We start from the raw sequence: 1682 nt of genomic DNA on the forward strand, positions 1-1682 counted from the left end.
CACGCGCGCCGCCGGGCCGCAGTCCCCGAAGAGGCGTCCCGCCGGCCGGCGCCTCCGGCAGCGAGCCGAGGCCCGGCGGCTCAGACGGTGACGACCGAGGCGTCCTCCCCCACCTGGGTGTCCTCCCCCAGCAGCGCGAGGACGACGGCCGTGTCGAGCAGCAGCGCGGGGATGAGGCGGGTGCGGAACAGCGCCAGCACGGCCGCGACCTCCTCGGCGTGCTCGGTCTCGACCACCGGCACGGGCAGTGTGGCGGCAGCGGCGGCGGCCCTGGCGAGCACCTGGTCGCGCGCCGCGGTGTACGCGTCGCCGCGGGCGAGCGGCCCGAGCCGCTCCCGCACACCGAGCATGAGGCCGGGCCAGGTGCCGAGCGCGCGGTAGTAGCTCAGTACCCGGGGATGGTCGTGCAGGGCGCGGATCTCCTGGTAGACGCGGGCCAGGTCCTCCCCCGGCTCCGACGGGTCCGGCGCGATGGAGACCGCCTCGGGCGGCACGCCGCGCGGTCCGGGACCCTCCACCGGCGTCCGGCCGTCGAGGGCGAGGGACGCGGGCGCCCCCACGGTGACCCCCCGGTACCAGCAGGAGGCGAGCAGCAGCAGCTCGGGCAGCAGCCGGTGGAAGGTGACCGTGTAGCGCCGGACCCGGTCGAGGTCGGCGTCCGCGGCGAGCAGCGCCGGGTCGGGGCCGGGGAGCAGCCCGCCCGGCACGCCGAGCCCGGCCGCCGCCCGCCTGAACTCCGGGGAGCCGATGACCGGCTTGAACCGGTCCCAGGCCGGGACGAGATAGCCGGGGTAGTTGGCCAGTGCCTGGAAATTCTCACAGACTGTATGCCGAACCCGGAACCCGCGCCAACGCGCCCGTGACCGGCCGGCTCGTCCGCGGGACGCGCCGGCGCGCCGGTCGTACGGGCGGGCCGCTCAGGCAGACGGGCCGCTCGGGCAGACGGGCCGCTCAAGCAGACGGGCCGCTCAAGCAGACGGGCCGCTCAGGCAGACGGGCCGCTCAGGCAGGCGGGCCGCTCAGGCGCGGGCCATGACGACGCTCGCCGCGGTGTCCCCGTGCAGGCCGCGGCCGTCCGTGTGTCCCGCCAGGCCCTCGTGTACGGCCCGGTGCAACGCCTCGCGGTGGGCGGCGACGTACGGTGCCACGGCCGAGAACCCGAACAGGCAGCACAGCGCGTCCGGCCCGCCCGGCAGGGTGACCGGCACCGTCCACTCGTGCCGCTCGACCTCGACGAACCCGGCGGCCTCCACCAGGGCAGCGACCTCCTCCCCCGCGAGCGACCACGGCTCCTCGAACAGCTCCGCCTGCTCCGGGCCGAGCACGGCGGCCACCGCGTCACGCAGCGCGCGGAACAGCGGGTTGCGCACCAGAGGCAGCCAGGTGACGACGGCGATCCGCGCGCCCGGCCGGGCGGCCCTGCGCATCTCCGCCAGGGCCGCCCGCCGGTCCGGCACGAACTGCAGCACCTGCTGCGCGGTGACGACGTCGAACGCCTCGTCGGACACGTGCAGCGGCGCGGCCCCGCACTCGACGTACTGGACCGAGGCTGACTGGACCGGCGGCGACTGGACCGGCGCGGGGTCCTCGCGGGCGAGTGTGAGCATGGCCGGGCTGGGGTCGGTGCCGGTGACCCGATGACGAAGGCGGCGGTGTTCGGCACCGGCTCGTGGGGCACCACG

Annotated in this window: 2 protein-coding genes; both read right to left on the reverse strand. The window is 76.7% G+C overall.

All coding sequences use genetic code 11. The annotated features are described in order from the left end of the window. Window positions 1-80: 80 nt before the first annotated feature. Entirely contained in the window at window positions 81-707 is a 627-nt protein-coding gene (locus ABZS51_RS42670) for a hypothetical protein (protein ID WP_355454048.1), read from the reverse strand. Window positions 708-1019: 312 nt separating this feature from the next. After that, the coding region (locus ABZS51_RS42675; protein WP_355454051.1) for a methyltransferase domain-containing protein at window positions 1020-1682 on the reverse strand (663 nt) is incomplete at its 5' end.

Source organism: Nonomuraea sp. NPDC005501 (genome assembly GCF_040605905.1).
In the GTDB taxonomy this organism is placed as follows: domain Bacteria; phylum Actinomycetota; class Actinomycetes; order Streptosporangiales; family Streptosporangiaceae; genus Nonomuraea.